The following is a 26,867-nucleotide window of genomic DNA, read 5'->3' as shown; positions in this document are numbered from 1 at the left end:
CAAACACCGGGTTAAGCAAACGAGGGGTGAGTCCCCGCCGCTAAGCCGAAGCTTCAGTGGCGGGAACTCACCCCTCAATTCGTTTAAGCGGCTCTCGCGTCACAGCCCAGCAGGCCGCCGCGAGCACCAGCACACCGCCGGTGACCCCGAATGCCCAGCCGTAGCCCAGCCGGTCTGCCAGAACTCCCACCAGGACCGGTCCGGCAATGGCGCCGACGTCCGAGGTCATCTGGTAGGCGGCCAGGACGCGCCCGCCGGAGCGCTCATTGCCGATGACATCAGCGACGGCTGCCTGCTGGGCAGGTCCCAGCAGACCGGACCCCACCCCGGCTACAACCGAGGCGGCCAGGAACCACCCCAGGTGGGACGTGAAGCCGATGGCGGCCGTGGCGAGCCCGGCGACCAGGAGCCCGACGACCATCAACGGCCGCCTGCCCAGGCTGTCCGCCAGCCGGCCGGAGAATGTCAGCGCGGCGGCATTGCCGGCAGCAAAAACGGCCAGCGCCAGCCCGGCAGCCTCCGGACCGGCGCCGAGCGCAGCAACCGCAAACAGCGGGACGATGGCCATCCGCACACCGAACGTGGCCCAGCCGTTGGCGAAGCTGGACATCAGTGCCGAGCGGTACGCACCAACTTGCCAGGCCTCGATGAACGGCATGTCAGGGGCGCGGCCCACCGTGGACCGGTCCGCCGACGGCGCGTGGCTGAGCTGGGTCTGCACCACAGCGGCAGCAAGGATCAGCGCGGCCGCGTAGCAAAGGAACGGGACCCGCAAGCCGAATCCAGCCAGCAGCCCGCCCACCACCGGGCCCAGGACGCTGCCGATCAGAAACGCGGATGCGTAGGCGCCGGATATCCTGCCCCGGCTTTGCGGCGGTGCCAGTCGCACCACAAGGGCCATGGAAGCCACCGTGAACATCACTGAGCCCACACCGCCAAGCCCCCGGAAGACCAGGAGCTGCCAATAGTCCTGGGCAAAGGCGCATGCCGCGGTTGAAACCGCAACAATCAGCAGCCCCGCCACATAGACCGGCCGCTCACCCCAACGGGCTATCAAGGCCCCGCCCGCCGGCGCGAACACCAGCCGCATGAAGGCGAAGATGCTCACGATCACGGCGGCGGCCGTCGCCCCGACGTCGAAAGTGGTGGCGAACTGGGGCAGAACCGGCGCCACCAGCCCAAAGCCGAGGGCAATCAGGAACGCCGCAGCGAGCATCACCTTGATGTCGCGCGGAAGCGTGGGCCTCTGCGGGCGGACAACTGACAAAATCCGCGTTGTGGCGCGGCTCACGCGTGATGGTGCCGTCATGGGGCGGTTTCCTTGCAAGGTAGGCAGCCGAGGGTCGGCGGCAGTGGTGAAACATAACCGTAACAAGCCAGATATGCACCATTTACTTCCGGGAGGTTGTTGTAACAAGCCAGCAATGAAAATCCTCTGCGGCCGAAACACCGCAGCGACAGACTCGATGCAGGACGCAAAAGGCGTTAGTAAGGCGGAGTATTCCGCAGCATCGATCACAGGGAGGACGTGCACCATGGAACTTACCGCAGGTCACGTATGGCTCATGGTGGCAGCAGCACTCGTGCTGTTCATGACACCAGGTCTGGCATTTTTCTACGGCGGCATGACGCGCGCCAAAGCTGCACTGAACATGATGATGATGAGCTTCATCTCCATCGGCATGGTCGGCGTAGTCTGGGTGCTCTGGGGCGCTTCGATGAGCTCCGGCGAGGGGTTCCTGCAGATCGTCGGGAATCCGTTCGCCACCTTCGGCCTTGAAGGCATCACCAGCCCTGACGGGCTCATCAAGGTCGGCTATGCCGCCACCTTCGCCATCATCACCGTCGCCCTCATCAGTGGCGCGATCGCTGACCGCGCCAAGTTTGGCGCCTGGACCGTCTTCGTCCCCGTCTGGGTCACCCTCGTCTACTGCCCCCTGGCCTACATGGTCTGGGGCGGCGGCCTCTTCGGCTCCGAAGGCGCCATTGGCCAGGCCCTCGGCCCGGCCATCGACTTCGCCGGCGGCACCGTGGTCCACATTAATGCCGGTGTGGCAGCCCTCGTACTCGTCCTGATCATCGGCAACCGCCGCGGATTCGGCAAAGACCCCAACCACCGCCCGCACAACATCCCGTTCGTGATGCTCGGTGCAGCCATCCTGTGGTTCGGCTGGTTCGGCTTCAACGGCGGCGCGGCCACCACTGCTGAGCAGGGCGGCCTGATCTGGGTCAACACCCTCGCAGCCCCTGCCGCGGCAATGCTCGGCTGGCTCGTCACAGAGCGCATCCGCGACGGACACCCCACCTCCCTTGGGGCAGCCTCCGGTGTGGTTGCCGGCCTGGTTGCCATCACCCCTGCCTGTGCCAACGTCAGCCCGGTGGGCGCGCTCGGTCTCGGTGTCGTCGCCGGTGTCGCCTCGGCCCTGGCCGTCGGCCTCAAGTTTCGCTGGGGCTTCGATGACTCCCTGGATGTTGTGGGCGTTCACTTGGTCTCCGGCATCATCGGAACGGTTGCCCTGGGCTTCATCGCACTCCCCGCCGACGGTGTGGGCGGCGGCCTCTTCTACGGCGGCGGCGCGGCCCAGCTTTGGGCCCAGCTCGCAGCGGCAGGCATCGTCATCGCCTACTCGGCGACCCTCACGGCGATCATCGCCTTCGCCATCCACAAGACCATGGGCTTCCGGGTATCCCAGGAACAGGAAGCTGTTGGCGTTGACCTCAGCCTGCACGCCGAAACGGCGTACGAGTTCGGAGTGGGCGGCCACGGCGGGAGCTTCCAGCCGTTTCACGAGCTGATCACGGGCAAGGGCTCTGCCGCTGACGGCGAAGTTGCCGGCGCAAAGAAGTCCGATCCGGCAGCGGGCAAGGAAAGCGTGGAAGCATGAAACTGATCACAGCGATCGTCCGCCCGGAGAAGCTCGAAGCCATCCGGGAAGGCCTGGAGTCATACGGTGTCCAGGGGCTGACGGTCAGCGCAGCCAGCGGCTACGGCCGCCAGCGCGGCTACACGGAGGTCTACCGCGGAGCGGAATACAACGTGGACCTCCTGCCCAAGATCCGGGTTGAAGTCCTCGCCACGGAGGAACAGGCTGATGACATCCTGGACGTCATCATCGCCAGCTCCAACACCGGCCGGGCGGGCGACGGCAAAGTCTGGACCGTGGACGTCTTCGAAGCCGTCAGGGTCCGGACCGGCGAACGCGGCGTCGCCGCCATCTAGCTGTTCCGGAAGTCCATTGATCCAGGCGAAAGAGCGGGCAGGGAACCTCCAAGGTTCCCTGCCCGCTCTGTTTGTTCTGGCCTACTCAACCGCCGCGGAACCTGGCCATCCGGCGGGACCGGCCGAACCGGCGTCGTACTTTTCCAGCGGCACCGTGCCCCGCTGCCAGGCCTTCAGCACCGGCTCAAGAATCCGCCAGCAGTCCTCCGCTGTGTCACCGCGCACCGAGAGCAGCGGATCACCGCTCAGGACGCCCTCGAGCACTTCGCCATAGGGCAGCAGCTCAGAAGCGCTCAGCTCCGCATTCAGCGTTGCGCGGCTCAGGCTGAACATGCTGCCGGGACCGTTGACGTCGACGTCGAAGGCCAGCGTATCCGGCCCGAACCCGATCCGCAGCCGGTTAGGGGAGTCCACGCCGGTGAAGCCCGCCGGAAGGTGCGGCACGGGCCGGAAGGTGACCACGGCCTCCTTCCGTTGCACACCGAGGGCCTTGCCCGAACGCAGAATGAAAGGGACCCCCTTCCATCGCCAGTTATCGATGTCCACGCGGACTTCCGCCAGGGTCTCCGTCCCACGGGATGCGTCCACGCCTTCTTCCCGCACATAGTCCGGGACCTTCCTGCCGGCAATCGAACCCGCCGTATACGTGGCCCGGCGCGTGGATTTTGCGTAAGGGGCGCTGATGCTGCTGGCGCGGAGCACGGCCGCGATGGCGTCCCGGAGGTCCCGCTCCCCGAGGGTGGCCGGCGGCTCAATGGCCATGAGCGCCATGATCTGCAGCAAGTGGCTCTGGATCATGTCGCGCAGGGCGCCGGCATTGTCGTAGTACCGCGCCCTGCCCTCCAGCGCCAGGTCCTCGTCGAAGATGATCTCGACCTTTTCCACATGCTCGCGGTTCCATACGGGTTCCAGGAAATTATTCGCAAAGCGCAGGCCCAGGATGTTCAGCACCGTGGCTTTCCCCAGAAAATGGTCCACCCGGTGGATGTGGTCCTCCGGCACCAGCGCAGCGAGTGTGCGGTTAAGGGAACGGGCGGAGGCTTCACTGGAGCCGAAAGGCTTCTCCATGACCAGCCGTGTTCCGGCCGGAACCTGGTCACGGTGCAGCGACTCGCAGGCCAGCTGGCTGACATGGGGAGGCAACGCAAAATAGATCGCGGTGGGGCCGTCCAGCCCGGCCAACAGTCCCGCCAGGGCTCCTTCCGCCGTAACATCAAGCTGGTGGTAAGCGGTGGCCTTAGCCAAGGCGGTGAGCGCCTTTTTTCCAACCGTGTTGGCGGCCTCCGCAGCTGGGGCGAAGGCCTCGTGGACCCGGGTACGCCACTGTTCCGGCGTCCAGGCGTCGGATCCGGCGCCCACCAGGGTCAGGCCATCAGTCCGGCCGGTAGCCACCAACCGGGCCAGTCCCGGCAGCAGGAGGCGGCCGGTCAGATCGCCTGAGGCGCCGAGAATGAGCAGGGTTTTTACACTTGTTTGGCTCGTCACCCTGCCAGCATGCCATCCGGCAAGCCCGACTTGGTACCCTAGATAGTCGAGTCCCCCCTGTAAATCCACTGAAAGAAGTGCGCGGCGCGTGTTCAATTCACTCTCTGACCGGTTGACAGCAACCTTCAAGAATCTCCGTGGCAAGGGCCGCCTCACTGAGGCCGACGTTGATGCCACAGTCCGGGAAATCCGCCGCGCCCTCCTGGATGCCGACGTCGCCGTTTCCGTGGTGCGTGAATTTACGGCCCGCATCCGCGAGCGTGCCCTCGGGGCAGAGGTTTCGGGGGCGCTGAACCCCAGCCAGCAGATCGTCAAGATCGTCAATGAGGAGCTCGTTGAGATCCTCGGCGGCGAGACCCGCCGCATCCGCCTGGCCAAGTCCGGACCCACCATCATCATGCTGGCTGGCCTCCAAGGTGCCGGTAAGACCACCCTCGCGGGCAAGCTCTCCAAATGGCTCAAGGCTCAAGGTCACAGCCCCCTCCTGGTGGCATGTGACCTTCAGCGGCCCAATGCCGTCACTCAGCTCCAGGTTGTGGGCCAGCGTGCCGGCGTGCCCGTTTTCGCGCCGCACCCCGGAGCCACTTCGGAACTGGAGCACCCCGCCGGTGACCCGGTCGCCGTCGCCCGCGCCGGCGTCGACGAAGCGCGCCAGAAGCTGCACGACGTCGTGATTGTTGATACCGCCGGGCGCCTTGGCGTTGACGCCGAGATGATGGAGCAGGCGAGCCAGATCCGCCGCGCCATCGTCCCCAATGAAGTGCTGTTCGTGATTGACGCCATGATCGGACAGGACGCCGTGAACACGGCTGTCGCGTTTGACGAGGGTGTGAACTTCACCGGAATCGTGCTGTCAAAGCTCGACGGCGACGCCCGCGGTGGTGCCGCATTGTCGGTCGCGTCGGTCACCGGTAAGCCGGTCATGTTCGCCTCCACCGGCGAAGGCGTGGATGACTTCGAGCTGTTCCACCCGGACCGCATGGCCTCCCGCATCCTGGACATGGGTGACGTCCTCACTCTGATTGAGCAGGCCGAGAAGAACTGGGACAAGGACGAAGCCGCCCGGATGGCGAAGAAATTCGCCGACCAGGAAGACTTCACCCTGGATGACTTCCTCTCCCAGATGCAGCAGATCCGCAACATGGGCTCCATGAAGAAGATGCTCATGATGATGCCCGGTGCGCAGAACATCCGCGAGCAGCTGGAGAACTTTGACGAGCGCGAGATTGACCGGGTCGAAGCGATCGTGCGATCCATGACGCCGCACGAACGAGTCGCCCCGAAGATCATCAACGGCTCCCGCCGGGCACGCATCGCCCGCGGTTCAGGCGTGCACGTGTCCGAGGTCAACGGCCTGCTGGAGCGCTTCGGCCAGGCCCAGAAGATGATGAAGAAGATGGCCCAGGGCGGCGGTATGCCCGGAATGCCGGGGATGCCCGGCATGGGCGGCCCCGGCAGCGCGCGGAAGGGCGGCAAGAACGCCCCGAAGAAGAAGGCCCGCTCAGGCAACCCTGCCAAGGCTGCCCAGGAGCTCAAGGACGCCGAAGCCCGTCGGGCCGGCGCGGCGAAAGCTCTCCCCACGGGGGCGTCGTTCGGCCAGCAGGGTGGCGACTTCGACCCTTCGCAGTTGAACCTGCCCAAGGGATTCGACAAGTTCCTCGGCAAGTAACCACCCCGCCGGGCCGGGTAGCTGCAGGTGTTGTGTTGAGCACTCACGCCGACACATACTGCTGCCCAATCGGGATGTCGGCGCCGTGGAATAGGGTTGGGTCATGTTCAAACAGCGGGTAGTGTTCGTGCACGGCGCCGGACCTTTCGGTGCGGCGGCGTGGACGCGTCAGCACGGGATGGCGCTGACGTACGACGCCCTGTTCCTGCGGCGGCACGGCTTTGACCCCGTTGCTGAGCCCCTGGAGTCCTCGTTCGCCGAAGACACCGCCATCATCCTGAGCTCTCTGGCCGATGACGGCCGCGGTGCCGCCGGCGGCCATGTTGTGGCCCACGCCGAGGGTGCCATTGCGGCCATGATGGCCGCCGTCGATCGCCCCGATCTGGTGTTTTCCCTGACGCTGATTGAACCGGCGTGCTTGTCTCTGACCGCCGAACAGCCGGCCACGTCTGCTCACAGGGCGCTGATGCAACCGCTGTTCGATGCCCGGCACCAACTCAGTGATGATGATTTCCAGCGTGAGTTCGTGCGGAGAATGTTCGCGGCAGACCTGCAGGAGCCCGCCACGCCGGAGGAAAAACGGTCGGCGCGCCGGCTCCGGTTGCAGGCGCCGTCCTGGGAGGCCCCGCTGCATATTGTTCCGGGCGTCCCCACCATGGTCCTGACGGGCGGCTGGGAACCGCTCTACGAGGAGATCGCCGGATATCTGCAGGAAACCGGTGCCCTGCACCGCATTGCTGCGGGAGGACACCGGCCCCAGGACTCTGTCGAAGGTGACCGTGCCATCCGGTCGTTCATCGCCGCCGTAGGCAGGTCACGCTCGGTTCAGGCTTCCTGAGCCGTCAGCTCCCGGCCGGAATCCGAAGCTCCGGGAGGTAGACCTTCCCGCCGGCGGCCAGGAACTCCGCACTCTTTTCGCGCATCCCGCTGTAGGCCTCGGCGATGGCCGCCTGCGAATCTGCGGAACCGTATTCGTCCCTGATGTCCTGGCTGATCTTCATGGAGCAGAACTTCGGGCCGCACATGGAACAGAAGTGTGCGGTTTTGGCCGGTTCGGCGGGCAGAGTCTCGTCATGGAAGGCCTCCGCCGTGACGGGGTCCAGGGACAGCGCGAACTGGTCGCGCCAGCGGAACTCGAACCGGGCCTTGGACAGGGCGTCGTCCCGTTCATGGGCGCCGGGGTGGCCCTTGGCGAGGTCGGCTGCATGGGCGGCGATCTTGTAGGTGATCACCCCGGTCTTCACGTCGTCCTTGTTCGGCAGGCCAAGGTGCTCCTTGGGCGTGACGTAACAAAGCATGGCGGTGCCGTACCGGGCGATTTCGGTGGCGCCGATGGCGGACGTGATGTGGTCGTAGCCCGGGGCAATGTCCGTGACCAGCGGCCCCAGTGTGTAGAACGGGGCGCCCTTGCAGAGCTCCTGCTGGCGTTCCACGTTCTCGCGCACCAGGTGGAACGGGACATGCCCGGGACCCTCCACCATGACCTGCACATCGAATTCCCACGCCCGCTGCGTAAGCTCCGCGAGCGTGTCCAGCTCCGCAAACTGGGCGGCATCGTTGGCGTCCGCGGTGGCTCCCGGGCGCAGTCCGTCGCCCAGGGAGAACGCGACGTCGTACTTGGCGAAGATCTCGCACAGCTCGTCGAAGTGCGTGTAGAGGAAGTTTTCCTGGTGGTGGGCCAGGCACCAGCCCGCCATGATCGCACCGCCCCTTGAGACGATGCCGGTGACGCGGTTGGCCGTCAGCGGCACGTAACGCAGCAGCACACCGGCGTGGATAGTCATGTAGTCCACGCCCTGCTCGCACTGCTCAATGACGGTGTCCCGGAAGATTTCCCACGTCAGTGCGTTGGCCTCGCCATTGACCTTCTCCAAGGCCTGGTAGATGGGCACCGTGCCGATGGGCACGGGGGAGTTGCGGATGAGCCATTCCCGCGTGGTGTGGATGTCATCGCCGGTGGAGAGGTCCATCACCGTATCGGCGCCCCACTGGGTGGCCCACTGGAGTTTGTCCACTTCCTCGGCAATGGAGCTGGTCACCGCGGAGTTGCCGATATTTGCGTTGATCTTGACCAGGAACGCCTTGCCGATAATCATCGGTTCGGATTCCGGGTGGTTGATGTTGTTGGGGATGATGGCGCGGCCGGCAGCGACTTCGCTTCGGACAAGCTCCACGTCGCAGTTCTCGCGAAGGGCAACGAACTGCATCTCCGTGGTCACCACACCCTGCCGTGCGTAGTGCATCTGGGTGACGTTCCGGCCGTCGACGGCGCGGCGGGGCACCGGCTGTGCCCCCTTCCACTCCGCAGAGGCTGCGCCGCGCCGCACGGCCGACTTGCCGTCGTCGAGCAGGTTCCGTTCCCGTCCGCTGTAGGGCTCGGTGTCGCCGCGGGCGGTGATCCACTCCGAGCGGAACGGGTTAAGGCCCACCACCGGATCGCTGCCCGGCCCGGCCGTGCGGTAGGTCCGGAAAGGCCCGTTCGCCGAGCCGTTCGGCGACGGTTCCAGTGCGATCTCGGTCACGGGAACCCGGATTCCGGTGGCGTCATCAGTGATGAACGCCAGTGAGTGGGACTTCAGTGACTGGGTTTCAGGCTGGAACGTTTGATCCTGGTCGGCGTCAGTTTGGGCAGGGATCAGCTGTGTTTCTTGTGTATTCAATGAATACTCACTTCCTTCGCCGGCATTACCCGGACAGGTTCAACGGTCGCAGGCAGCGTCAGCCCGATCTCAGCCCTTACAAGGGCTCCCGTGTGGTCAACTCGAAACTACCACAGGCCGAGGGCGGCCAGGTGACGGCAATCACGGGACCGGGGTCGCAATCTGCCCCTCCAACCACTTGAATTAAATTGAAGCTTCAAGTAAATTAGTGGCATGGCCGCCTTCGCCCCGAAGGCCAACGGACCGGGAGCGTTCAATGACTGCAGAAGCCACCAGCCGGGATCTCCTTCCCGCCGACCTCTCCATGGGCACCGTCATGCTCAAGGTGGGCGACATGAAGCTGATGACCGACTATTACCAGCGCGCACTCGGCCTGGAGGTTGTGGCCGAAGAGGACGGCGGCGTCTACCTTGGCCGCCTTCAACGCCCGCTCGTCCATCTCGCGGCCGCCCCTTCGCTGATCCTTCCTGGCAGGGGAGAGGCCGGGCTGTTCCACACCGCGCTGCTCTTTGACAACCAGGCATCGCTGGCTGCCACGGTGGCCTCTGCGGCCCAATACGAACCCCGGTCTTTCACCGGCAGCGCCGACCACCTCGTCAGCGAGGCCTTCTACTTCAATGACCCCGAAGGCAACGGCATCGAACTGTACTGGGACAGACCCCGCGAAAACTGGTCCTGGAATGGGAAGGCTGTAGTGATGGACAGCCGGGCACTGCCGCCGCAGCGCTACCTCGAGCAGCACCTGACCCAGGAATCCGTGGCCGGCCAGCGGGCTAGCGAAGCCGGCGTGGGCCACGTCCACCTCCAGGTGGGCGACGTCCAGTCAGCGCACGATTTCTACGTGGGCACGCTGGGCTTCGAAAAGACCGCCGGCTGGCACGGGCAGGCGCTGTTTGTCTCGGCGGGCGGGTATCACCACCACATGGCCATGAACGTCTGGAACAGCCGCGGAGCCGGTCCCCGCAGGGACACCCTGGGCCTGGGCGAAGTGCTCATCGAGGTCCCTTCCGGGGATGACGTCGGAGCGCTCGCCGACCGCCTGATGGTCGCCGGTGTAGCCTCGCACCACACGGGCGCCGTGCTTCGCTTCGAGGACCCGTGGCGCAACAATATCCGTGTCGCCGTCCGCTGAGTGCGGATGCCAAAAGAGCGGCCTGCCTTGTACTAGGCTGATTCTGAACGGACGGGGCGGCACCTGATGCAGCCCTTCCGGGCCGCACCGTCGACGGAATAAGGGCTGTTCCCATGGGCTTCACTGAAATTTTTGTTTCCACTCACGATGCCGCGCTGAAGCGGGCCGTCGTCCTGGATGCGGGCGGCTCCCCGGCGGGCGAGGGTCTGCGGATTCCCGGAATCAGCGATTTCGAAATCGAGCAGCTCGGCGATCTTGCCGGTGCTGCGGTGCACGCCGGCGGCGCGGACTATGAACTGGCCATGGTGGACGTGGCGAGTGATTCCCTTCTCGGGGTTCCGCCGGCCATGGTGCGTGCGCTGGCCGACCTGCTCAGTTATGAGACTGAGGGGGAGGGTAATGTCCTGGATGACGTCGCTGAAAAGTGGGCCGCCCAGGATGACATGCCCTTCGGCGTGGCCGAGGCCCGGACGTACGTCAAGAAGGTCGCCGAGCTGGCGAACTCGATCGATGACGCCGCGCGCACCGGTGTCTACGTCTGGTCGTCGTAGGCCGGCCGTGGCCCGCCGGGTCCGACCGGCTGCCCCATCCCGACGTGTCAAGTCGAAATCCGGCCGCTGATCTGGCACAATAAACAGGTACTCGATCTGCGTGGCCCCTCTCTCCGCGTCCGGATCCTGTCCTTTGAACCCTCAAGTATGGCCCGCCCCACGGGTGCAGAACGTCGGTTTACCCCTTTTCTGAAACAGGAGTGACCACAAAAGTGGCCGTAAAGATTCGCCTTAAGCGCTTTGGCAAGATGCGCGCACCGTACTACCGCATCGTCGTCATGGACGCACGCTCCAAGCGTGACGGCCGTGCCATCGAAGAGATCGGCAAGTACCACCCCACCGAAGAGCCCTCATACATCGAGGTTGACACGGACCGTGCCCAGTACTGGCTCGGCGTCGGCGCGCAGCCGTCCGAGCAGGTTGCCGCGATCCTCAAGATCACCGGTGACTGGCAGAAGTTCAAGGGCCTCCCGGGCCAGGAAGGCACCCTGAAGACCAAAGCTCCGAAGGTTGCCTTTGTTGCCCCGGAGAAGGGTTCCGTGATTATCCCGGAAGCCATCACCAAGAAGTCAAAGCAGTCTGACGCAGCCGAGGCCCCGGCCGAAGCAGAGACCACCGAGGCTGAGTAGATTGCTGGCAGAAGCGCTCGAACACCTTGTCCGGGGAATCGTTGATTCGCCTGACGATGTCAAGGTCAGCTCGAAGAACAACCGCCGCGGGGACACCCTCGAGGTTCGTGTTCATCAGGATGACCTGGGACGGGTGATCGGCCGCCAGGGCCGTACCGCACGGGCATTGCGCACCGTTGTGGCAGCACTGGCAGACGGCGAACCGGTCAGGGTCGACGTCGTCGATACCGACCGCCGCCGTTAAGCGCTCAGCAACATCAGTTTTTGCTCCGGCCCTTCCACCAGCAACGGTGGAGGGGCCGGAGTGCTTTCACCACATCGCCTAATCCGGGCACGATCACAGACAGAGGAACAGATGCAGCTTCAGGTGGCACGAATCGGAAAACCGCATGGAATTCGCGGCGAAGTGACGGTCCAGGTGCTGACCGACGCTCCCGGGGACCGGTTCGTTCCCGGTACGGAGTTTGTGGTGGAGCCTGCATCCGCCGGCCCCCTCATTGTTGAGAGTGCGCGGTGGAATAAGGACATCCTGCTGCTCGCGTTCGAGGGAATCGAAACCCGCAACCAGGCAGAGACCCTGCGTGGCGCCAAGCTCTTCATCGAAACCGAAGAGCTGGACGAGGACGACGACGAAGGCTGGTACGAGCACGAGCTCGTGGGGCTCGAAGCCCGCGTGGGTTCGCGGGTAGTCGGCAAGGTCGCCGCCCTGCACACGTTGCCTGTCCAGGACCTGCTCGTGGTTGAAACACCGGACGGCAAGGAAATCCTGGTCCCGTTCGTGGAGCAGATCGTTCCCGAGGTCAATGTGGTCGGCGGTTTCGTCCTGCTGACTCCGCCGGACGGACTCTTTGAGGTCAACGACGGTGAAGCCGCTACCGGCGCCCCGGAGGAAAACGCGTAGATGAGAATTGACGTCGTCAGTATCTTCCCGGAGTACCTGGCGCCCCTGGAACTCTCGCTCATCGGCAAGGCCCGCCAGGACGGCCTGCTGGACCTGCGAGTCCATGATTTGCGTGATTTCACCACGGACAAGCACCGTTCAGTGGACGACACTCCGTACGGCGGCGGTGCCGGCATGGTGATGAAGCCCGAGCCGTGGGCGCAGGCGTTGGCTGCTGTCGCCGGCGCCGGTCAAGCCGAAGCAGGCGCCGAGGCCGCGGGGGGAAAGCCCGCCAGGCCGGTACTGATCGTCCCTTCGCCGGCTGGGGAGCGCTTCAGCCAGGCCCTGGCGTATGAGCTCGCCGAAGAGGACCAGCTGGTTTTCGCCTGCGGTCGCTATGAGGGCATCGACGAGCGTGTCACCGAGTGGGCGGAAGAGTACTTCAGAGTTCGCCCCATGAGCCTTGGCGACTATGTCCTGAACGGCGGCGAAGTGGCCGTTCTGGCGATGGTCGAAGCCATCGGCAGGCTGCTGCCGGGCGTGGTGGGCAACCCTGATTCGTTGGTGGAAGAGTCACATTCGGACGGGCTGCTGGAATACCCCGTATACACCAAGCCCTCCAGTTGGCGGGGCAGGGAGGTCCCTGCCGTTCTGCTGAGCGGCAACCACGGGAAGATCGCTCAGTGGCGCCGCCACGAGCAGTACCGGCGGACGGCGAAACGCCGCCCGGACCTGCTGGAAACGTTCGACGCCGGGAAGCTGCCACGTGCGGACCGGACGGCTTTTGGCGACCTCGGGTACGACGTCGTCGACGGTCACCTCCGGGCGCGGCGGCAGGCCGGGACCAACCACGACGCCGGAACCGACCCGTCAGCCTGAACCGGCGCGGCAGCGGTCGGCGGCGGTTGGCTGTAGGCCTGTGAGTGTGGCAAAATTAGTCTTTGTGTCTGCTGGGTCCGCACCTGCCACAGGGGGAGCGCCACCAACAGCTGGACACCCCGGGACCTTCAATCAGTGAAGGAACCGGACCCACTTAACTTTCGGCGGTAACTCCCGGGGCTTCCGGGCCTGCCCGCCGTGACCCAAAGTGAATGACCAGTGGCGTTCACCAGGAGTGCAATCATGCATATTCTCGATTCCGTAGATGCAGCCTCGCTGCGCACCGATGTTCCCGTCTTCCGCGCGGGTGACACCCTCAAGGTTCACGTGAACATCATCGAAGGCAAGAACTCCCGTGTCCAGGTATTCCAGGGCTTCGTCCTGGGCCGCCACGGCGACGGTCTGCGCGAAACCTTCACCATCCGCAAGGTCTCCTTCGGCGTCGGTGTGGAGCGTACCTTCCCGGTACACTCCCCGATCATCGACAAGATCGAGGTCGTCTCCAAGGGTGACGTGCGTCGCGCAAAGCTGTACTACATGCGCGATCTGCGCGGCAAGGCTGCAAAGATCAAGGAAAAGCGCGACTTCCAGCCCAAGAAGTAAGTCCCCAGGGACCTACAACGCAGGCCCCAGCCGGCCCAGGCCAGCGCCGGAGCCCTTCGCAACAGCGCCCCAGGAATACGGATCATGGACCAGACAAAACGCCAGCCCAGAAGAATGGGCTGGCGTTTTGTGTTTCTGGCGGTTCTCCTGGCCGTGGCTGTCAGCGGCCTGGTTCGTTCCCTGTTGCTGGATGTCTACTACATTCCGTCCGAATCCATGGAGCCGGTCCTTGCGGACGGGGACCGTATCCTGGTCTCAAGGACAGACTTCCACACCGAACCCATCCGGCGAGGCGACATTGTGGTCTTCGATGGCAGGGGATCGTTCGCTCCCCTGAACAGTGGGGAGGGCCCCCTTCTGGATTCCGTGGCCGCGGCTGGTCAGTGGCTAGGCCTGGCCGGCAGTGACACCACGTACGTGAAGCGAGTTATTGGCCTGCCGGGGGAGACCGTGGTCTGCTGCGATGCAGGCGGAAAGATCACCGTCAACGGTGAGGCACTCGATGAGCCGTACCTGTTCGACGGAGACAGCCCAAGCAAGCAGAACTTCATCGCGGTGGTGCCGGACGGGAGACTGTGGCTGCTCGGTGACCATCGCTCGGCATCTGCTGATTCGCGCAGCCTGCTCGGTGCGCCCGGCGGTGGCATGGTGCCGATCGACCGTGTCATCGGCAGGCCGGTCCAGATCGTCTGGCCACTTGATAGATTTGCTGCAGTACTACGGCCGCCAGCGGCAGGATCAACGACAGAGGACGCACAGTAAATGCCCGAGAACAATGCCCGGACACCCGAGCCGCCTCGCGACGGCGCCCCTGGTGCCAACGCCGACGGTATGTCCGCCAATACGATTTCCGGCGGCAGGACCTCCGACGGTGTGATTGCCGAAAACGTTATTGACAACCGCGGCGACTCAGACGACGTGGCGGTCGGCAGACCGTCGGCGCCATTGTCCGGCAGGCGATCCGCGGCTCCGACTACAGAGCCCGCCGCGCACAGCCAGCTCTTTGTCTGGCTGAAGGAGGTCGCCACGGTGGTGGTGATCGCCGTGGTGCTGTCCTTCCTGATCAAGACCTTCCTGTTCCGCGCGTTCTATATTCCGTCTGAATCCATGGTCAGCACCCTGGACGTCAACGACCGCATCTTCGTGAACCTGCTTGTTCCGGAGCCGTTTTCCCTCTCTCGCGGAGACGTTGTGGTGTTCCGCGACACCAAGGGCTGGCTGAGCACCGTGCCGGATGAAGCGAAGGGGCCATTCACCTGGGTCCAGGACGGCCTGACATTTGTGGGACTGCTCCCGGACAACTCCGAGCAGCACCTCGTCAAACGAGTGATCGGGCTGCCCGGTGACGAGGTGATCTGCTGCGACGACGGAGGTAAACTGACCATCAACGGATCCCCTCTTGATGAAGCCTATGTCAACGGGGCTGAAGTGCCGCAGATCCGTGCCTTCGACGTCGTTGTTCCGGAAGGAAAGGTCTGGGTCATGGGCGACAACCGGAACCACTCCGCGGATTCCCGTTCGCACATGGAGTCCAATGGCGGATTCGTCGACCTCGTGGACGTGGAAGGCAAAGCCGCCGTCATCGCGTGGCCGCTGAACCGGATCACGGTCCTTGACAACTATCCGGCCGTCTTCCGGAACGTGCCTGCGGGAGGCTAGCAGTGTCCGCAGTGACGCCGGCCATTCCGGCTCCGGCCACGGCCTCAGCCACGGCTCCGGCCCGCCTTACGTCCAGGGTCCGCTCCAAAGCACCGACACTGCGGCACGAGCGGACCTTCAAAGCGCAAGGCGCCCGCTACCTGGCGGGCGTGGACGAAGTGGGACGCGGAGCGCTGGCAGGACCTGTAAGCGTCGGGATCGCCGTCGTGGACCTCCACACCCAGAAGTCCTTGGCCGGTGTGCGGGACAGCAAGCTGCTCAGCCCCGCCGAACGAGAGAGGCTGGAACCCCTGGTCCGACGCTGGAGTGTTGCGTCCGCCGTCGGGCACGCTTCCGCGCGTGAGATCGACGCGTTGGGCATCATTGCTGCGTTGCGGCTGGCCGGTACGCGCGCCTGGCAGGACATCCTTGCGGCTGGCATCAGCCCGGATGTGGTGCTCCTCGATGGCAGTCACAACTGGCTCTCGCCCGCCGGGCAGCCTTCCCTGTTTGACGAGCCACCGGTGGACTTCGCATGCACTGCCCCCGTCCACACCAAGATCAAGGCGGACGTGCAGTGCCTGAGCGTGGCCGCCGCCAGCGTGATTGCGAAGGTGGAACGCGACGAGCAGATGCGCGGCCTGCACAGTGAGTACCCAGAGTTTGGCTGGGACGTCAACAAGGGCTACGCCACCGCAATTCACCGGGACGCGCTCCGCGCTGCTGGCGCCACGCCGTACCACCGGGTCAGTTGGAACCTCCTGGGCGGCGAATTCTGATTCCTTGCCGTACTGGTGCCTACCGCACTGGTGTACGGCTGATGGGGTGCGGACGCTGCGAGTGCGGCGCCCCGGATAGTGCAAGATGGAAGCATGAGTGCTGAGGATCTTGAAAACTATGAAACCGACATGGAGCTGCAGCTCTACCGTGAATACCGCGATGTTGTCGGGCTCTTCAGCTACGTTGTCGAGACCGAACGCCGCTTTTACCTCGCAAACCACGTTGACCTGCAGGCCCGAAGCGCCGACGGCGAAGTCTACTTCGATCTGACTTTGCAGGATGCCTGGGTGTGGGATGTGTACCGTTCGGCACGGTTCGTCAAGACTGTCCGGGTCCTGACGTTCAAGGATGTCAACGTCGAAGAACTGCCCCGCAACGAGGAACTCGCCCTGCCGAAGGATGTTGACCTCGGCAACTGAGGCAGGACCACTGTTCCTCCACAGCACTGCTGTATTCGGGCGATTTTCCGAGGTTACGCACATACACCAGTAGCCTCCTGTCCTCCGCTGTCCTGCCATTGCAGGCTGGTTGCGGAGGTAGAAATGAAATCCAAAGACCTGTTGGGCCGGCGCGGCGAGGAGCTCGCCGCCGGCTATCTTGAATCGCTCGGCATGCTGGTGGTGGAACGCAACTGGCGCTGCACCGAAGGTGAAATAGACATTGTGGCCCTCGACGGGGACTCCTTGGTGATTGCAGAGGTGAAGACCCGCCGTTCCCTGGACTATGGGCACCCGTTCGAAGCCGTGGGGCCGGACAAACTCGCCCGGCTGCATCGGCTTGGTTCGGCGTGGTGCCGGGACCGGGAGCTGCGGATGCCGCTACGGCGCGTGGACGTCATTGCCGTGGTGGACGACGGCGCCGGCGAACCCCTGGTGGAACACCTCAAGGGGGTGGGGTAGATGGCGCTGGGCCGGGCCTACTCCGTGGCGCTGGTGGGTTTGAACGGGTACATCGTCGAGGTGGAAGCCGACATCGGCCAGACTTTGCCGGCATTTGTGATCCTGGGCCTGCCGGATGCCGCGCTCAACGAAGCCAAGGAGCGGATACGTTCCGCGGCCAAAAATTCCGGAATTCCGTTAAGCCGGCGGAAGATCACGGCCAACCTCATCCCGGCGTCGCTGCCCAAACGTGGTTCCGGCTTCGACCTTGCCGTGACCATGGCGGTCCTGAGGGCCGCGAATGACATCAAGCCCACTGGACAGACTGTCTTCATTGCCGAACTCGGGTTGGATGGCCGGCTGCGGCCGGTGCGCGGGATCCTGCCTGCAGTGATGGCATCGGTGCAGGCCGGCTATCCGGACGTGGTGGTGGCACACGCCAACCTCGGCGAGGCGTCACTGGTTCCCGGAGCCAACGTCCGCGGATACCGGACGCTGGCGCGGCTTGCGCTCGATTTCGGTGCCGACCCGCAGGAGCTCGCACTGGACTTCGAACCGGAGGACGAGGCCGCACACTGCTATTCCGAACCGGGGGCTCAGACAGTACCTGACATGGCAGACGTCTCCGGCCAGGGCGAAGCCAGACGTGCACTCGAGGTGGCCGCGGCTGGGGCACACCATCTGCTCCTGACCGGACCCCCGGGAGCGGGCAAGACCATGCTGGCCGAAAGACTTCCCGGTCTCCTGCCTGACCTTGCTGACAATGAGGCCATGGAAGTCACCGCCATCCACTCGCTCTGCGGTCTTCCCTCATCCGCCGTTCAGCTTGTGCGGCGGCCGCCGTTCGAAAATCCGCATCATTCGGCCACGGCGGCCGCCATCATCGGCGGAGGATCGGGGTTGCCCCGGCCGGGTGCGGCATCCCGGGCCCACCGCGGGGTCCTATTCCTGGACGAGGCCCCGGAATACGAACGGCGAGTCCTGGACGCCCTTCGCCAGCCCCTGGAGAGCGGGGAGCTGGTCATACACCGCTCGGCTGGCACGGCGGCCTATCCTGCACGGTTCCAGCTGGTGCTTGCCGCCAACCCCTGTCCCTGCGGCAAGGCTTCGGGGAAGGGCCTGGACTGCACGTGCACGCCGATGATGCGGCGCCGCTACGTGGCCAGGATGTCCGGTCCGCTGCTGGACCGGGTTGATATCCAGCTGCAGGTGGAGCGCGTGTCGCTGGCCGACTTTGGCCAGGCAGGCGCCGAAGAAGATACAGCCGCCGTGGCCCGGCGGGTCGATGACGCACGCCGACGGCAGGCCGAACGGCTGCAGCCGCTCGGGATGGACACGAACTCGCAGGTGCCCGGCCGGATTCTTCGCGGGGCCCTGCGGTTGCCGGCCGGCGCCACCCGGATCCTGGACCACTCACTGGAGCGGGGCGTGCTGACGGCCAGGGGCTATGACAGGGTCCTGCGGCTGGCCTGGACTCTGGCGGACCTGTCGCACCGCGACATGCCCGACACCAACGATATCGGCCAGGCCCTTGGCCTCCGGCAGGCTGCCTCGGCAGCTGTGTGAAGGAAGAGAACCACATGGACAACGAACGGATCGCCCGGGCCGCCTTGTCGCGGCTTATGGAGCCGCAGGACGCTGCCGGACTGGCCCTCGTGCAGGCCACCGGTGCACTCGACGCCTTGCAAATTGCCACCGGACAGGCGGCCGCAGGCCCTGCACTGGAACGGGAGATCACCGCATTGCTGGCGGACAACGGTGCCGGAACCAGCTGGGCCGGGATGGCTGCCTGCCTCAAACGCTGGGCGCCCCGCATTCCGGATCTGGCGCCCGAGCGTGACCTGGCCACCATGGCACGCCTTGGCGGCCGGCTGATTGTCCCGGCTGACGACCTCTGGCCTGCCCAGCTCGGCGACCTTGGGATGCAGGAACCTATCTGTCTGTGGTGGCGGGGCCTGGAACAGGAGCTTCCCGGTCCCGCCCGGAGCGTGGCGCTGGTGGGGTCCCGCGACAGCACCAGCTACGGCGCGTCGGTGACCGGGGACCTGGCCTACTCCCTGGCACAGCGGGGCTTCACCGTGGTTTCCGGGGGCGCGTACGGCATCGACGCGCACGCGCACCGTGCAGCACTGGCCGGGGGATCAGCGGCGGTGCCTACGATCGCGGTGATGGCTGGTGGTGTGGACCGGTTCTACCCGTCCGGAAACGAGGATCTTCTGCGGGCGGTCTGCAACCAGGGAGCGGTTCTCGCCGAGGTGCCGCCGGGATCGGCGCCCACCCGCTACCGCTTTCTCCAGCGGAACAGGCTGATCGCGGCCCTGGCTGCCGTGACGGTTGTGGTGGAAGCCCGCTGGCGGTCCGGTGCGCTGAATACGGCCCACCACGCGGAGAGCCTTGGACGGGCGGTGGGAGCTGTACCGGGGTCGGTGCACAGCGCCAACTCCGCCGGCTGCCACCGGCTGCTCCGGGACGGCGGCGCTGTCTGCGTGACTGACGCCGCGGAGATCGCCGAGTTGGCCTCCCCAAGCGGCCTGGGGCTTGCGGAGCCCGGATCCGCGCATGCGGCCGACCATGACGGATTGACCTTGGAGGACCTGATACTTCTAGACGCCCTGCCGCTGCGGTCCACCACATCTGTGGACAAGCTCTGCGCAGTTGCCGGCCTCAGCGCGGACTCCGTGCGGGCCGGGTTAGGCAGGCTAGGCCTGCTGGGGCTCGCAGCTTCAGAAAGAGGCGGCTGGAAACGGGCCAAGGAATCCGTGTAGTTGGCTGTGTCCGGCACGGCATTGCCCACGGACTTCTGGGACAGTGGAAGAGTGGATAATCAGGAACTGACCCTGGAGTTTGAGCAGGCACTTGCAGACTTCGGCAGATACCTGACCGCCGAGCGGGCCCGGTCCGGGCATACCCTTCGGGCATACCTGTCCGACCTTCGAAGCCTCCTGGAATACGCCGCCTCCGAGGGTGTCACGGATCTGGCAGGCCTGGAGCTGGGCACCCTCCGACGCTGGCTCGGGGCGCAGAGCCAGGCCGGAATATCCCGGGCCACCCTTGCGCGGAGATCGGCCACAGCGCGTTCCTTCACCACGTGGGCCATGCGGGAAGAGCTAATCGCGACCGATCCTGCCCTCCGTCTCAGGGCTCCCAAAGCGGAAAAGTCACTGCCCGGGGTGCTGCAGTCCCAACAACTCCTCAGGCTGCTGAACAGTCTGGCGGAGGCCGCGGCTGACGGGTCACCGGTGCCGGTGCGCAACCGGGCCATGGTGGAGCTTCTATACGCCACGGGCCTGCGGGTGGGGGAGCTGGCCGCATTGGATGTGGACGACCTCAACCCGGACCGCCGGACTCTGCGGGTGGTCGGCAAGGGCAACAAGGAAAGGACGGTGCCCTATGGTGTCCCGGCAGCCGTGGCCGTCGACGACTGGCTACGCAGGGCCAGGCCGCTTCTGGCCACGGGGCCCAGCGGACCGGCGCTATTCCTGGGCGCCAGAGGAAACCGTGTTGACCAGCGTCAGGTCAGGACCGTGGTGAATGCCCTCTTCGAAGCTTTGGGCGACACCTCAGCGACCGGTCCGCACGCGCTGCGGCATACTGCGGCAACGCACCTGCTCGATGGCGGCGCGGATCTTCGTGCGGTCCAGGAAATCCTGGGCCACAGCAGCCTCGCCACCACGCAGATCTACACCCATGTGTCCGTAGAGCGGCTCCGGAGCAGCTACCAGCAGGCACATCCCCGGGCCTGAGCGCCGGCGGATTCCCGCCGGGGACCGGCAAATCCAGCCCCTGTCAACTGTGGCGAATCGCACTGGCGTAATTACGCGGCGTACGGCACAATAAGAGTCACGTCCGGCAACTTTCAAGTTTCGCTTGAAGCTCTTTCGCTTCGCGCGTCACCCGCAAGTCCGGACACAGCTTAATAATCAGGCAGGGAACGCCACCGCTGGAACGTACAGCAACGGGCAGTTTCATCCAGGCAGAGGTCGTTGGGGAAGACGTACCTACAGCTATGGAGGATGGAATGTCTGTTGCAATGACCCGCGGTGTGCTGTTTGTTCACTCAGCCCCTAAAGCACTGTGCCCGCACGTTGAGTGGGCCATTGGATCCGTCGTGGATAAGCGGACGGATCTTGAGTGGACCCCTCAACCCGCCGCGCCCGGAATGTTCCGCGCCGAGCTCTCCTGGACGGGAACTCCGGGCACCGGATCGCTGCTTGCTTCCTCACTTCGCGGTTGGGCCCATCTGCGCTACGAGGTCACTGAAGAGCCGAGCCAGGGCGTAGACGGCGGCCGCTGGTCGCATACCCCCGAGCTGGGGATATTCCACGCCACCACAGATGTCCACGGCAACATCATGGTCTCAGAGGACCGCATCCGCTACGCCTACGAATCGGGCGCCGGAGATCCCTCTGCCGTGTATCACGAGCTTTCCCTGGCCTTAGGCGAAGCGTGGGACGAGGAACTTGAGCCGTTCCGCCACGCAGCCGAGGGCGCACCGGTCCGCTGGCTGCACCAGGTGGGCTGACCGCCGTCGGACATCACTGCGTCGTGCTCCGGTCCGCTTTCCCGGCACAGCGCGTGCCGGATCGGAATGCGGCGCTCCATAGCAACAGCAGAGGCCCCGCCACGTGGCGGGGCCTCTGCTTTGTCTGCGGTACTTGCTGTTCCCGCGCTGCTGCTAGATGCTGCGGACAGCGATCACGGCGTTGTGGCCGCCGAAGCCGAACGAGTTGCTCAGCGCCGCGATGTCACCCGCCGGCAGATCCCGCGCCGACGTGACGACGTCGAGCGGGATCTCAGGGTCCTGGTTCTCAAGGTTGATGGTGACCGGGGCCTTGCGGTGGTACACGGCCAGCACAGTGAGTACTGCCTCCACGGCACCTGAGGCACCCAGGAGGTGGCCCATCTGTGACTTGGTGGCGGACACCGCGACGTTGTCGAGGTGGTTCCCCAGCGCCGAGCGGAGGGCCGTGTACTCCGGCTTGTCACCTACGGGAGTGGAGGTAGCGTGCGCGTTGACGTGAACAACGTCCTCGGCCTGGATCCGGCCGTCGAACATGGCCGCCTTCAGCGCGCGGGTGGCGCCCAGGCCCTGGGGGTCCGGGGCTGTGATGTGGTAGGCGTCCGCCGTAACAGAGGTGCCGGCCAGTTCACCATAGATGCGGGCGCCGCGGGCAATGGCGTGTTCTTCAGCTTCGAGCACCAGCGCGCCGGCGCCTTCGCCCATCACGAAGCCGTCGCGGCCCAGATCGTAAGGGCGTGAGGCGCCCTGGGGGTCGTCGTTGCGGCGGGAGAGCGCCTGCATGGACGAGAACGCGGCCAGGGGCATGGGGTGGATGGCTGCCTCGGCCCCGCCGCACATTACTACGTCGGCCTTGCCGGAGCGGATCAGCTCCAGGCCCAAATGAAGGGCCTCCGTGCCCGACGCGCAGGCCGAAACCGGGGTGTGGGCGCCAGCACGGGCGCCAAGGTCGAGGCTGACGGCTGCTGCAACGCCGTTGGGCATCAGCATGGGCACCGTCATGGGCAGGACGCGGCGCGGGCCTTTTTCCTTCAGCGTGTCCCACGCGTCCAGCAGGGTCCAGACGCCGCCGATGCCGGTGGCGAAAGCGACCGCAAGGCGGTCGGGGTCAATCTCGGTGATGCCGGAATCTGCCCAGGCTTCACGCGAAGCGATGACACCGAACTGGGTGGAGGGGTCCATTCGCTTGGCCTCTACGCGGCTCAGGACCTCCAGGGCGGGAGTGGAGCAGCGCGCGGCGAAGTGAACCGGCAGTTCGTATTTGGCAACCCAGTCGTCTTCCAGCGTGCGGGCACCGGAGACCCCCTTCAGCGCGTTGTTCCACATGGTGGGTACGTCGCCGCCGATGGGCGTCGTGGCACCCAGACCGGTAATGACTACTTTGCGTGTCATTGGATCACTCTCTGTCGGTGGGCAGGCCGTATCCGGTTGTCCGGCGGGGTCCCGCGTGTGGGGCAGTTGGCTGCCGAAAAATGTGGTGGGCTGCCGGTCCGGCCTGAGTACGGACCGGCAGCCCAGTCAGCCATAAGGGGCTGAATCCTTGACTAGGCCTGTGCGCCGGCGATGAAGCTGACAGCGTCGCCGACGGTCTTGAGGTTCTTGACCTCTTCGTCCGGGATACGCACGCCGAACTTCTCTTCGGCGTTGACAACGATAGTCATCATGGAGATGGAGTCGATGTCCAGGTCCTCGGTGAAGGACTTGTCCAGTTCCACAGCCTCGGGGGCAAGGCCGGTTTCTTCGTTGACGATTTCAGCCAAGCCGTTGAGGATCTCTTCGTTGCTAGCCATTGATGGCTCCTTTTCTTGTTATTGCCGGCAGGGGGTGCCGGAAACGGTGCAGTCCGCGGATGCGGCCTGTGTGGGACGTTTCTAAGGAAGGACGATTACCTGGGCACCGAAGACCAGCCCGGCGCCGAAGCCGATCTGGAGCGCGAGGCCGCCGCTGAGCTCAGGGTTTTCCTTGAGCAGGCGGTGGGTGGCCAGGGGAATGGAGGCTGCCGAGGTGTTTCCGGCATCTGCGATGTCCCGGGCCACAGTGACGGATTCGGGAAGTTTCAGTTTCTTGACCATCTCATCGATGATCCGCATGTTTGCCTGGTGCGGGATAAAGGCGACGAGGTCTTCAGCCTTGACGCCAGCGGCCTCCAAGGCCTGCTGTGCCATTTTTGCCATTTCCCAGACCGCCCAGCGGAAGACCGTCTGCCCGTCCTGGCGGAGTGTGGGATAGAGTTCCTGCGCTTCTTCAAGGAGGGCAAAGTCGCCCGGCTCGTCGGACTGGCGGGCCGCCATGCTGAGGTCGCGGACATCGAGGATGGAACGGGTCATGCCGATCGCGTCCCACTTGCTGCCGTCCGACCCCCACACCGAGGGTCCGATTCCGGGGGTGTCCGAGGGGCCGATGACAACAGCACCCGCGCCGTCGCCCAGCAGGAATGAGATGGTGCGTTCCCGGTTGTCGATGACGTCGGAAAGCTTCTCCGCGCCAACCACCAGCACGTAGGTGGCGGTACCGGAACGGACCAGGGCATCAGCCTGGGCGATGCCGTAGCAGTATCCGGCGCAGGCGGCAGAGATATCGAAGGCCGGCGCCGGCGTCGCACCGATGCGGTCAGCCAGGGCGGCGGCAGCCGACGGCGTGGCGTACGGGTGGGTGACGGTGGAAACGATGACAGCATCAAGCTGGGACGCTTCGATGCCTGCCTGCTGCAGGGCCTCCCGGGCGGCGCCCTCTGCCATGTCGACGACGCTGACGTTGGCAGCGGCCCGGTGCCGGGTCACGATGCCGGTCCGCTGGCGGATCCATTCGTCCGAGGAATCAATCCACTGGCAGACGTCGTCGTTGGTGACGATGACGTCAGGCCGGAATGCCCCGAGGCCGATGATGCGGCTGTATTCGTTGACGGGAACCTGTTTCAGCGTGGGAACGCTCATGCATTTCCCTCCAGTTCTGCGAAGAGTGCCAGTGCGGCCGTGAGGTCGTCCGGGGTTTTGACTGCAACGGTCTTGACGCCGGGCATGCCGCGCTTTGCGAGCCCAGCCAGCGTACCGGCCGGGGCCAGCTCAATGACACCGGTCACGCCGCGCTGCACAAGGGTTTCCATGCAGAGGTCCCAACGGACCGGCCGGGAGACCTGCGCGATGAGGCTCTCGACGGCGGCGCCGCCGTCGGTCACTTCCCGGCCGTCAAAGTTCGACAGCAGGGGCACTTGAGGCTTCTGCGGCTTGAGGCCCGGCTTGAGCGCTTCAAGGGCACTCACGGCGGGGGACATGTGTGAGGTGTGGAACGCTCCGGCCACCTTCAGCGGGATAACGCGTGCCTTGGCCGGCGGGTTGTCCGCCAGGGCCTTGAGCTGTTCGAAGGTTCCGGCTGCCACGGTCTGGCCCGCGCCATTGACATTGGCCGGTGTCGCGCCGGTAGCCTCGATGGCGGCCAGGACCTCGGCAGGGTCCCCGCCCACCACGGCACTCATGCCGGTGGGGGTGACGGCAGCGGCGGCGGCCATGCTGTTGGCGCGTTCACGGACGAACGTCATGGCTTCCTGCTCGGTGAGCACGCCGGCGAGTGCCGAGGCGGTGATTTCACCAACGGAGTGACCGGCAAGGATCACTGGAAGCGCGCCGAGCTCGACGTCGAACAGCGACTTTGCGGCGACCAGTCCGGCGGCAACAATCAGGGGTTGCGCGACGGCGGTGTCCTTGATGGTGTCCTCGTCAGAGGTGGTCCCGTGGGCGGTCAGGTCGATGCCTGCGATCTCACTGAGGGTGGCCAAATGGCCTGCCACCGAAGGCAGTTCCAGCCAGGGGGCCAGAAAACCCGGGGTCTGTGAGCCCTGTCCAGGGCAGACTATTGCAAGCACGTATCCAGCTTTCCAAATTACGGAGTCATCCAGGGGTGTTTGTCTGTACCAAGCTCAAGGGGTCAGATTGTAGGAAGTCTACAACGACTCATGTCTGATTCCGCGCCGGATGACGCTCTTGCGGGGCTTTTGGCGGTGCCGAAAGCCGGCCGACTACCAACGCCGCCTGCAGGACAAACGCCTCCCGGGGAAGAAGCGGATCCCAGCCCGTGACGTCGCAGACGCGCTTGAGCCGGTACCTGACGGTGTTGGCGTGGACAAACAATTCACGGGCAGTTGCCTCGAGGGAATGACCCAACTCCAGGTACGTGCCCAGGGTCTCGACCAGCCCGTTGGAGGCCGCGACCAGCGGACGGTAGATGTTCTTCACCAAGGATCGGCGCGCAGCTTCGTCACCCGAGATGACGCGTTCGGGCAACAGATCATCGGCGGCCACGGGCCGGGGAGCGGCGGGCCATGCCCTCGCGGCGGTCAGGCCGGCAAAGGCCGACTGCGCTGATCCGCTGGCCTCCAGCAGGGAACCGGCTTCCGGGCCGTAGACCACCGGGCCGGGGGCGAACATGTCGCTGAGTTTCAGGTACGCGGTCTCCCGGTCCTGGACGCCGCCAAGGATCAGAATCAGCCGGTCGCCCTGGATACCCACCAGCGCATCCTCGGCGTAGCGGCCCGCCAGTCGACGCAGCTCGCTGACATAGCTGGCACTGGGTTCAGACGGCGAATTGCCCACCATCACGGTGAACCTTTCCTGTGCCTTCCAACCCAGGGCGGCGATCCGGGAACGCAGCGCGTCCGTGTTTTCGCCACGGAGGATGGCGTCCACGATCAGCGCTTCCAGCCGCGTATCCCAGGAACCGCGGGATTCTGCTGCCCTCGCGTAGACGTCCGCCGCCGCGAAGGCCACTTCCCGTGAGTAACGCAGTACCGCCTCGCGGAGGGAGGGCTGGTCAGCTTCGGGGGCGATCACCGGCACCTGGTCTTCCACCACTTCGACCACGATCCGGATGAGCTGGAGCGCTTTCTGGAGGCTGATGGAACGCGTCAGCTCCGTGGGGGCCGTCCCAAAAACGTCGGAGAGGATCCACGATGGCGAGCTGGGCCGCTCATACCAGGTGACAAACGCTGCGATGCCGTTCTGCGCCACCATTCCCAGCGCCGAGCGCTCATCGGAGCTGAGCCGGGAATACCACGGCAGCGATTTCTCCAGCTGGCGAAGGGTGGTGGTGGAAAGCTGGCCCACACTTGCCCGGAGCTTTTTCAGGGTTTCGGATTTCTCCGGTGTCATGCTGCGTGAGGACGGCTTGCGCTTCACGGGCGGGGTGGTTGGCTCTGGCATCCTTCGAGCATACGGTGCCTGCCCGGCAAGCTCCATTTGTGCGAAGGCTACAACCTTGTTGGACCTGCATCACAGGCGGTCTCCTGTACGGAAACCCAGGGAACGACGACGGCGACCCTCGCCTTTCGGTGAGGGTCGCCGTCGTCGTTCAT

At 65.2% G+C, this 26,867-nt stretch carries 28 protein-coding genes and 1 riboswitch; of the genes, 20 read left to right on the top strand and 8 right to left on the bottom strand.

Features of this window, described 5'->3' with window-relative positions; translation table 11 throughout:
* Positions 1-67 precede the first annotated feature (67 nt).
* The gene (locus tag ACQCS0_RS13220) at positions 68-1,309 is read right to left on the bottom strand and encodes an MFS transporter (RefSeq protein WP_354153706.1); all 1,242 of its coding nucleotides are present in this window, start codon (positions 1,307-1,309) and stop codon (positions 68-70) included.
* Positions 1,310-1,535: 226 nt separating this feature from the next.
* Here ACQCS0_RS13220 and ACQCS0_RS13215 point away from each other — a divergent pair, with 226 nt between their 5' ends.
* The gene (locus tag ACQCS0_RS13215; protein WP_354153707.1) at positions 1,536-2,885 is read left to right on the top strand and encodes an ammonium transporter; all 1,350 of its coding nucleotides are present in this window, start codon (positions 1,536-1,538) and stop codon (positions 2,883-2,885) included.
* The gene (locus ACQCS0_RS13210) at positions 2,882-3,220 is read left to right on the top strand and encodes a P-II family nitrogen regulator (RefSeq protein WP_354153708.1); all 339 of its coding nucleotides are present in this window, start codon (positions 2,882-2,884) and stop codon (positions 3,218-3,220) included. Before ACQCS0_RS13215 ends, ACQCS0_RS13210 begins: the two co-directional genes overlap by 4 nt.
* An 81-nt stretch (positions 3,221-3,301) precedes the next feature.
* Here the strand turns inward: ACQCS0_RS13210 and ACQCS0_RS13205 are convergent, their stop codons facing one another.
* On the bottom strand, positions 3,302-4,705 hold the full coding sequence (locus tag ACQCS0_RS13205) for a glucose-6-phosphate dehydrogenase (protein ID WP_354153709.1): 1,404 nt from the start codon (positions 4,703-4,705) through the stop codon (positions 3,302-3,304).
* Between the two features lie 88 nt (positions 4,706-4,793).
* Here ACQCS0_RS13205 and ffh point away from each other — a divergent pair, with 88 nt between their 5' ends.
* Together ffh and ACQCS0_RS13195 are read left to right on the top strand one after the other, a co-directional pair.
* Positions 4,794-6,374 (top strand): signal recognition particle protein, encoded by a 1,581-nt coding sequence (gene ffh / locus ACQCS0_RS13200; protein WP_354153710.1) that lies wholly within the window; start codon positions 4,794-4,796, stop codon positions 6,372-6,374.
* 103 nt (positions 6,375-6,477) lie between these two features.
* On the top strand, positions 6,478-7,212 hold the full coding sequence (locus tag ACQCS0_RS13195) for an alpha/beta hydrolase (RefSeq protein WP_354153711.1): 735 nt from the start codon (positions 6,478-6,480) through the stop codon (positions 7,210-7,212).
* Between the two features lie 4 nt (positions 7,213-7,216).
* Here ACQCS0_RS13195 and thiC read toward each other — a convergent pair whose 3' ends face one another.
* Positions 7,217-9,034, bottom strand: a complete 1,818-nt coding sequence (gene thiC, locus ACQCS0_RS13190) for a phosphomethylpyrimidine synthase ThiC (protein ID WP_354153712.1) — start codon at positions 9,032-9,034, stop codon at positions 7,217-7,219.
* A riboswitch (TPP riboswitch) is annotated at positions 9,029-9,136 on the bottom strand. Its footprint overlaps the gene before it by 6 nt.
* Before the next feature lie 154 nt (positions 9,137-9,290).
* On the opposite strand from thiC, the gene ACQCS0_RS13185 reads away from it, so the two are divergent.
* The 16 genes from ACQCS0_RS13185 (at position 9,291) to ACQCS0_RS13110 (ending at position 21,526) form a co-directional block, all read left to right on the top strand.
* A complete protein-coding gene (locus ACQCS0_RS13185; RefSeq protein WP_354153713.1) occupies positions 9,291-10,166 on the top strand; it encodes a VOC family protein in 876 nt (291 codons plus the stop codon).
* 113 nt (positions 10,167-10,279) lie between these two features.
* Positions 10,280-10,717 carry a hypothetical protein gene (locus tag ACQCS0_RS13180; RefSeq protein ID WP_354153714.1) on the top strand — a complete coding sequence of 146 codons (438 nt, stop codon included), beginning with the start codon at positions 10,280-10,282 and terminating at the stop codon, positions 10,715-10,717.
* Positions 10,718-10,929: 212 nt separating this feature from the next.
* Positions 10,930-11,346, top strand: coding sequence for a 30S ribosomal protein S16 (gene rpsP, locus ACQCS0_RS13175; RefSeq protein ID WP_111909386.1), 417 nt, complete (start codon positions 10,930-10,932; stop codon positions 11,344-11,346).
* 1 nt (position 11,347) lies between these two features.
* Positions 11,348-11,590, top strand: a complete 243-nt coding sequence (locus ACQCS0_RS13170; RefSeq protein WP_160671756.1) for an RNA-binding protein — start codon at positions 11,348-11,350, stop codon at positions 11,588-11,590.
* Between the two features lie 111 nt (positions 11,591-11,701).
* Positions 11,702-12,247 (top strand): ribosome maturation factor RimM, encoded by a 546-nt coding sequence (gene rimM, locus ACQCS0_RS13165; RefSeq protein ID WP_354153715.1) that lies wholly within the window; start codon positions 11,702-11,704, stop codon positions 12,245-12,247.
* Positions 12,248-13,105 (top strand): tRNA (guanosine(37)-N1)-methyltransferase TrmD, encoded by an 858-nt coding sequence (gene trmD / locus ACQCS0_RS13160; protein WP_354153716.1) that lies wholly within the window; start codon positions 12,248-12,250, stop codon positions 13,103-13,105.
* A gap of 243 nt (positions 13,106-13,348) precedes the next feature.
* Entirely contained in the window at positions 13,349-13,708 is a 360-nt protein-coding gene (gene rplS, locus ACQCS0_RS13155) for a 50S ribosomal protein L19 (protein WP_056349088.1), read from the top strand.
* A gap of 84 nt (positions 13,709-13,792) precedes the next feature.
* Complete coding sequence (gene lepB / locus ACQCS0_RS13150) at positions 13,793-14,470, top strand: signal peptidase I (RefSeq protein WP_354153717.1); 678 nt, start codon at positions 13,793-13,795, stop codon at positions 14,468-14,470.
* Entirely contained in the window at positions 14,471-15,367 is an 897-nt protein-coding gene (gene lepB / locus ACQCS0_RS13145; RefSeq protein WP_354153718.1) for a signal peptidase I, read from the top strand.
* A gap of 23 nt (positions 15,368-15,390) precedes the next feature.
* Positions 15,391-16,125, top strand: a complete 735-nt coding sequence (locus tag ACQCS0_RS13140) for a ribonuclease HII (protein WP_426939561.1) — start codon at positions 15,391-15,393, stop codon at positions 16,123-16,125.
* Positions 16,126-16,218: 93 nt separating this feature from the next.
* A complete protein-coding gene (locus ACQCS0_RS13135) occupies positions 16,219-16,545 on the top strand; it encodes a DUF2469 domain-containing protein (protein WP_111909356.1) in 327 nt (108 codons plus the stop codon).
* Positions 16,546-16,668: 123 nt separating this feature from the next.
* Positions 16,669-17,025 carry a YraN family protein gene (locus tag ACQCS0_RS13130; RefSeq protein ID WP_185260822.1) on the top strand — a complete coding sequence of 119 codons (357 nt, stop codon included), beginning with the start codon at positions 16,669-16,671 and terminating at the stop codon, positions 17,023-17,025.
* Positions 17,026-18,570, top strand: coding sequence for a YifB family Mg chelatase-like AAA ATPase (locus ACQCS0_RS13125; RefSeq protein ID WP_354153719.1), 1,545 nt, complete (start codon positions 17,026-17,028; stop codon positions 18,568-18,570).
* Positions 18,571-18,584: 14 nt separating this feature from the next.
* Complete coding sequence (gene dprA / locus ACQCS0_RS13120) at positions 18,585-19,769, top strand: DNA-processing protein DprA (RefSeq protein WP_354153720.1); 1,185 nt, start codon at positions 18,585-18,587, stop codon at positions 19,767-19,769.
* Between the two features lie 51 nt (positions 19,770-19,820).
* The gene (locus ACQCS0_RS13115; protein WP_354153721.1) at positions 19,821-20,747 is read left to right on the top strand and encodes a tyrosine recombinase XerC; all 927 of its coding nucleotides are present in this window, start codon (positions 19,821-19,823) and stop codon (positions 20,745-20,747) included.
* 275 nt (positions 20,748-21,022) lie between these two features.
* Positions 21,023-21,526, top strand: coding sequence for a DUF3145 domain-containing protein (locus ACQCS0_RS13110; protein ID WP_354153722.1), 504 nt, complete (start codon positions 21,023-21,025; stop codon positions 21,524-21,526).
* 153 nt (positions 21,527-21,679) lie between these two features.
* Here the strand turns inward: ACQCS0_RS13110 and ACQCS0_RS13105 are convergent, their stop codons facing one another.
* The 5 genes from ACQCS0_RS13105 to ACQCS0_RS13085 form a co-directional block, all read right to left on the bottom strand.
* The gene (locus ACQCS0_RS13105; protein ID WP_354153723.1) at positions 21,680-22,915 is read right to left on the bottom strand and encodes a beta-ketoacyl-[acyl-carrier-protein] synthase II; all 1,236 of its coding nucleotides are present in this window, start codon (positions 22,913-22,915) and stop codon (positions 21,680-21,682) included.
* 152 nt (positions 22,916-23,067) lie between these two features.
* Positions 23,068-23,313 carry an acyl carrier protein gene (locus ACQCS0_RS13100; RefSeq protein WP_354153724.1) on the bottom strand — a complete coding sequence of 82 codons (246 nt, stop codon included), beginning with the start codon at positions 23,311-23,313 and terminating at the stop codon, positions 23,068-23,070.
* Between the two features lie 81 nt (positions 23,314-23,394).
* Complete coding sequence (locus ACQCS0_RS13095) at positions 23,395-24,456, bottom strand: beta-ketoacyl-ACP synthase III (RefSeq protein ID WP_354153725.1); 1,062 nt, start codon at positions 24,454-24,456, stop codon at positions 23,395-23,397.
* Positions 24,453-25,382, bottom strand: a complete 930-nt coding sequence (locus tag ACQCS0_RS13090) for an ACP S-malonyltransferase (RefSeq protein WP_354153726.1) — start codon at positions 25,380-25,382, stop codon at positions 24,453-24,455. Before ACQCS0_RS13090 ends, ACQCS0_RS13095 begins: the two co-directional genes overlap by 4 nt.
* Before the next feature lie 88 nt (positions 25,383-25,470).
* Positions 25,471-26,715, bottom strand: coding sequence for a helix-turn-helix domain-containing protein (locus ACQCS0_RS13085; RefSeq protein WP_354153727.1), 1,245 nt, complete (start codon positions 26,713-26,715; stop codon positions 25,471-25,473).
* Positions 26,716-26,867 lie beyond the last annotated feature (152 nt).

Source organism: Pseudarthrobacter sp. S6, assembly GCF_050156575.1.
Lineage (GTDB): Bacteria > Actinomycetota > Actinomycetes > Actinomycetales > Micrococcaceae > Arthrobacter.
This window is presented reverse-complemented; position numbering and strand designations above follow the sequence as displayed.